6 protein-coding genes are annotated in these 5,324 nt (G+C 70.0%); 2 read left to right on the top strand and 4 right to left on the bottom strand.

Going from position 1 to position 5,324, the window contains the following annotated elements; genetic code table 11:
• A partial coding sequence (locus D7Y21_RS40125; RefSeq protein ID WP_147469521.1) for an FAD-dependent monooxygenase occupies positions 1 to 499 on the bottom strand: 499 nt, incomplete at its 3' end.
• Entirely contained in the window at positions 496 to 1,149 is a 654-nt protein-coding gene (locus tag D7Y21_RS40120) for a gluconate 2-dehydrogenase subunit 3 family protein (RefSeq protein WP_121718520.1), read from the bottom strand. The genes D7Y21_RS40120 and D7Y21_RS40125, both read right to left, overlap by 4 nt.
• Positions 1,150 to 1,328: 179 nt before the next feature.
• Here D7Y21_RS40120 and D7Y21_RS40115 point away from each other — a divergent pair, with 179 nt between their 5' ends.
• Positions 1,329 to 2,672, top strand: a complete 1,344-nt coding sequence (locus D7Y21_RS40115; RefSeq protein WP_120561829.1) for a hypothetical protein — start codon at positions 1,329 to 1,331, stop codon at positions 2,670 to 2,672.
• Positions 2,669 to 3,220 (top strand): hypothetical protein, encoded by a 552-nt coding sequence (locus D7Y21_RS40110; RefSeq protein ID WP_121718519.1) that lies wholly within the window; start codon positions 2,669 to 2,671, stop codon positions 3,218 to 3,220. The genes D7Y21_RS40115 and D7Y21_RS40110 overlap by 4 nt, the downstream gene beginning before the upstream one ends.
• 50 nt (positions 3,221 to 3,270) lie before the next feature.
• Here the strand turns inward: D7Y21_RS40110 and D7Y21_RS40105 are convergent, their stop codons facing one another.
• Both D7Y21_RS40105 and D7Y21_RS40100 read right to left on the bottom strand, forming a co-directional pair.
• The gene (locus D7Y21_RS40105; RefSeq protein WP_121718522.1) at positions 3,271 to 3,918 is read right to left on the bottom strand and encodes a DUF3332 domain-containing protein; all 648 of its coding nucleotides are present in this window, start codon (positions 3,916 to 3,918) and stop codon (positions 3,271 to 3,273) included.
• A gap of 60 nt (positions 3,919 to 3,978) precedes the next feature.
• A partial coding sequence (locus tag D7Y21_RS40100) for a sigma 54-interacting transcriptional regulator (protein WP_233612486.1) occupies positions 3,979 to 5,324 on the bottom strand: 1,346 nt, incomplete at its 5' end.

The following is a 5,324-nucleotide window of genomic DNA, read 5'->3' as shown; positions in this document are numbered from 1 at the left end:
GCGCATGTCTCGTGGGCTCGGAGATGTGTATGAGAGACAGGGGGTGGGGGATGGCCTGGCCGGACACGCCCAGCTCGGCTTCCGCCTTGTCGTAGAAGGGAGCCAGCTCCTCGTAGGAGATGGGCCAGTCCGCCACGGTGGTGCCGGGCACTGCGCCCAGGGTGGAGCGCAGGCGGAAGTCCACCGGCTTGAGGCGGTAGAAGAAGCCGCTCATGTGCACGGTGCCGCCGCCCACGCAGTTGGCGGTCCACGCGGCGTTGCTGCGCTCGTAGCGGCCCTTGGCCCCCTGGCGCACCAGGTGCGGCTCCTCCCACGGCAGCGGCATGAAGAAGTTGCGGCGGCTGTTGAGGATCTCGTCGTGGACGAAGTCCTTGGGCTGGTAGTGGCGGCCCTTCTCCAGCACCACGACCTTGAAGCCCGCGCGCCCCAGCTCCAGCGCGAGCGGCGCTCCGCCCGCGCCGCTGCCCACGATGCACACGTCCACGGAAGGCAGGCTCACGGGTGGTGCCCTCCGCACTCGCGCAGGCACTTCGGGCCGTCGTAGCCCTCCGGCGGCGCCATGGCGAGCGTGCCCACGGTGTCGAAGCCCATCAGGCGCCAGCCCACGCGGCCCTTGTTGCCGCCGTAGGACGGGTCGCCCAGGAAGCCCTCCAGGCTGAGCGTCATCAACAGCTCGAAGAAGTGGGCCTCGCCGCTGCCGGCCGGGCTGTCCTTGAAGATGGCGAGCAGCTCGTCCTGCTGGGCGGGCGTGGCCTGCGCGAAGCCCTTCTGGAACATGCGCTGCGCGCGGCGCTCCAGCGCGGACAGGCCCTGGAGGAAGTCGCGGTGCATGGACTCCAGCCCCTGCGTCTCCAGGATGCGGTCGATGTAGAGCGCCACGTCCGCGTCCTGGGCGCCGGGGTCCTCGTCGCGGGGGAGGAGCCGCTCCGTGGCCGCGGCGACGACGGCGTACTCGAAAGCGGAGAAGGTGCGCAGCGTCTGCCCGGCGGAGGTGGTGCCGGTGGGCTCCGGGGCCTTCTTCGCTTCCGCCTCCTTCGAACGTTTACACGCAACGCCACCCAGCAGCACCACGCCGCCGCCGAAGAAGGTGAGTCGCTGGATGAAGGTGCGCCGGGACAGCTTCGGGGGGAGCGAACGCGCGCGAGCCATGGCGCGCGAGCCTAACCCAGGTGCCTGTGTTTCACGGCACCTGAGAAGGGGCCGGGGTCGGTTGGCCGCCCACCGCGTGCGTGACGTATGGGCGCACCGCGAGGCGTGACGGACAACGCGCGCGGCTGACATAGGATGGCGCACTCAACCAGGCCGACTGAACCAAGGAGAAGAACCGCATGAAACGGCACGCGTGGCTACTGGGAGCGGCGCTCGCGCTGGGATGTGGCGGCGGCAAGCCGGCCAATCCCGACGCGGGACCGAAGCCTGGAACGGATGCGGGCACGACGGAAACGCCCTTCGTGCGGCTGGTGGTGGACACCGGCGCGAGTGAATTGCACCGCATCTCCTCCATCGCGATGGCGGTGGGCCCCGATGACCGCATCGGCATCGCGTACTTCGTGAAGGTGGCCGGCAAGGAGCTGGACTACGAGCTGCGCTACCGCGAGGTGAAGGACGGTCAGGTGCAGCAGACCCCGGAAGTCATCCGGACCGTGCAGCGCGTATACGGCGTGTCGCTGGCCTTCGCCGCGAACGGGCAGCCCGCGGTGAGCTACCTGGGCGGCGTCAACGACGGCACCTCGCCGGAGTCCATCTTCTGGTTCCAGAGCGACCTGGCGGTGGCCTACCGCAACGCGAACGGGACGTGGACCGAACAGGTCGCCGTGCGGATGAGCAACGAGGCCCCGGCCAACTCCGTCAGCGACACGGGCCACGTGGTGGGCATCAGTCCGTCCATGGTGTTCAACGGGAACCAGGCCATCGTCTCCTACCGGGACGTGCACAACGGGCAGTTCCCGCAGCAGGACTGGAACGCCAGTGACATGGAGCTGGCCATCGGTGGGCCGACGTCGTGGCAGCACCAGATGGCGGCCGCGGGAGGCAATGGAGGCGAGGAGAAGCCCGCGTATGGCGGCCATTCCCAGGTGGTGATGGCGGACGGGCAGCCGGCGCTGGTGTTCGACCTGGCCATCGGGGCCGCGGACGCGCCGGGAACGAACGTGTACTTCCAGCGCCGGGGCTCGGACGGACAGAGCTGGACGCCCGCGAGGATGATCCAGTCGGTGGGCAACACGCAGTTGGGCGCGTCGCTGGCGTACGACCCCGTGGTGGGCTTCGGCATCGCGGTGGTGGATCGCTCGGACAACAAGCTCACCTTCATCTCCTGTGACGGCAAGACCGGGTCGAAGTGCGCGTTGTCGGGAGACTGGACGGTGCCGGATCCCGTCTACCAGACGGGCACGGGGGGCTGGTACCCGTCGCTGGCGTTCGACCCGGCGACGCATGATCCGTCCATCGCGTTCCACGTCTGCTCGCTGGAGCCCGGACGCAACGAGGGTGGCTGCTCGCCGTCGGACGACGCGCTCGTCATCGCCACGCGCGTGGAGGGCCAGTGGCGTGAGACGACGGTGGACTTCGACGGAGGCTGGTCGCCGAAGCTGGCGTTCCTGTCCACGGGACAGCGCGTGGTGCTCTACCGCAACCCGGCGACCACCGCGCTGCACCTGGCGGTGGAGCGGTGAGCCTCGCGGGACGCGCCGTGGCGGCGTTGGGGCTCGCGGCCGTGCTGAGCGGCGCGGGCGCCGTCGCGTGCCGCGGAGACAACGAGCTGTCTGGCAGCGTGTCGGAGCTGTTCCCCGTCACCGACGTGTCGCGGGTGGAGATCCGCCGCAACCCGGAGGCGCTCCAGGTGAGCTACTTCCGCAACAACGGCCTGGACGTGGACCTGGTCGCGCGGCTCACGGTGGACACGGAAGGCGTGGACCTGAAGCCGGGCACGAAGGTGCAGCTTGGCGGCACCACGCCCTCCGGCCGCGAACGCGCGTCGGTGGTGCACGTGGCCGCGGGTGAGCCCGCGCGCGCCTTCACCCAGGTGGAGCGCGGCGACCTGGTGCTGGACGAAGGCGGCAACGTGGGCGAGGCCACGCGCGGGGACTTCTCCCTGTCGTTCAAGAAGGGCGACGGCTACGGCGCGGGGCGCAGCATGGAGGGGACGTTCAACTCCCTGGCGCTCGACGCGGGCTTCGGCCCGGACCTGGGCGACGTGGTGGTCGACGAGCCCGCGCCCTGAATCACTCCGGGGCTTCCGGTGACTTCACGCCGGAAGCCCTGGGTCTTCTCTTATGGCGTGCAGGTGTCGAGCGAGGCCATGCCCTGTGAGAGCTGTCCCTGGTGCGTGGCGAACTGCGCGAGCGCCGGAGCGCCGCCGTCCAGGAAGAGCTGGCGCGCGGCGTCCACCGCGTCCCGTGCGTGCACCGTCATGGTGGAGCCGGTGGCGTCCGTCACCTTCACCGCGCCGTCCGTCTGGCCCTGCGCGCGGATGAGCAGGGCGCCCGCCTCGTCGCGCGCGACCATGCCGTCCTCCAGCGGTTCGAAGTAGCGCACCACGGGCTCCTGGCCCTCGCGCTGGAGTTCCAGGCGCATGACGCCGGACTCTACGTCGCGGGACATCTTCAGCGTGTCGGTGGGGCCGAGCTTCACGATGCGCGTGTTGGAGTCTTCGCCCTCCACGCTGCTCACCGGGTTGCCGCCGGTCCAGAACTCGATGCTGTTGACGACGAGCGCGTCCACCAGCGTGCCGATTTCATAGACGGGCACCACGATGAACACGAGGAACACCAGCCACTGGACGAACTTGTTGCCGGAGATGCCCTTGTTGAACTGCCAGATCTTCGTCGTGAGCTTGAACGAGCCGAAGCAGCCTGTCGCGTGCATCATCAGGACACTCGCGCACAGCACACCGAGCCAGCGGGACGGACGCAACTTCATGAAGCCCTCCTGGGGGATGGGGGACCGCGTGAACGCGGCCGCCACCATGCCACGAAGGGCTCAGTCCGGCTCACTCTGAACGAGCCCGTACTTGTGCAGCAGTGAATAGAGGTGCTTGCGGTCCAGCTCCGCCTCGCGGGCGGCGCGGGCGATGTTGCCCCGGGCGCGGCCCAGCAGGCGCGTGAGGTACTCGCGCTCGAAGGCGCGGACGAGCTCGTCCTTGCACACCTTGAACGGCCCGGTGAACTCCACCGGCAGGAAGTCCCCGGCGGGGGCGGGCACGTCGCGGGTGAACTCTCGCAGGAGGTTCTCCCCGGCGAGGCCCGGGATGTCCACCATGTGCCGGGCGCGCTCCAGGGCGTTGCGCAATTCGCGCACGTTGCCCGGCCAGGTGTGCCCCAGGAACTGCTCCTGAATCTTCTCCGGCAGCCGGGGCCACAGGCCCTCGCCCGCGAAGGCCTCCACGAGCAGCGGGATGTCCTCCTTGCGGTCGCGCAGGGGCGGCAGGCTGAAGGTGAAGACAGACAGGCGGAAGTAGAGGTCCTCGCGGAAGCGGCCCGCCTGCGTCTCCGCCCACAGGTCCTTCTTGCTGGCCACGACGATGCGCGCGTCGAAGGAGATGGGGGTCGAGGAGCCCAGGCGGCGGAACTCGCGGTCCTCGATGGCGCGCAGCAGCTTGGGCTGCAGGTCCAGGGCGAGGTCGTCGATTTCGTCCAGGAAGAGGGTGCCTCCGTGGGCGCGCTCCAGGCACCCGATGCGCTGGCCCACCGCGCCGGTGAAGGCGCCCTTCTCATGGCCGAACAGCTCGGACTCGATGAGCGAGTCGGACACGCTGGCGCAGTCGAACACGACGAGCGGCCCGGCCGCGCGGGGGCTCAACTTGTGGATGGCCTTGGCGCCCGCGCCCTTGCCGGAGCCCGTCTCACCCACGAGCAGCACGGTGGAGTCCGTGGGGGCGATGCGCTGGAGCAGCGCGAAAATCTGCCGCATGGGCAGGCTGCGGCCCACGAGGTCGCCCAGCCGGTCCTCGGCGGTGGGCTCCACCTGCACGGGCGCCATCTGCGGGCTGAAGCGCAGGCGCACGTCGCCCACTTCCAGCAGGGCGCCGGGGCGCAGGAAGGCCTCGCGCACCTGGGCGCCGTCCAGGAAGGTGCCGTTGGTGGAGCCCAGGTCCTGCACGAGGAAGCGGTCACCCTGGCGGCGCACCACCAGGTGGTTGCGGCTGACCGTGGGGTGGTCGATGACGACGTCGTTGTCGGTGGACTTGCCGACGCGCAGGTCCTCCGTGGCGAGCGGGTACACGGTGCCCGCTCGCTCGGTGTCCAGCAGCACCAGGTGGAAGCGCTGCGCGGACAGCCGCTCCTCCTGCGCCCGCTCGGCGACGACGGTGTGCAGGGGGATGGGGG

Origin of the sequence: Corallococcus sp. AB045 (genome assembly GCF_003668895.1) — a bacterium.
In the GTDB taxonomy this organism is placed as follows: Bacteria; Myxococcota; Myxococcia; order Myxococcales; family Myxococcaceae; genus Corallococcus; species Corallococcus coralloides.
Note: the sequence above shows the minus strand (reverse complement) of the source record. Positions and strands in the feature narration are given on the sequence as shown.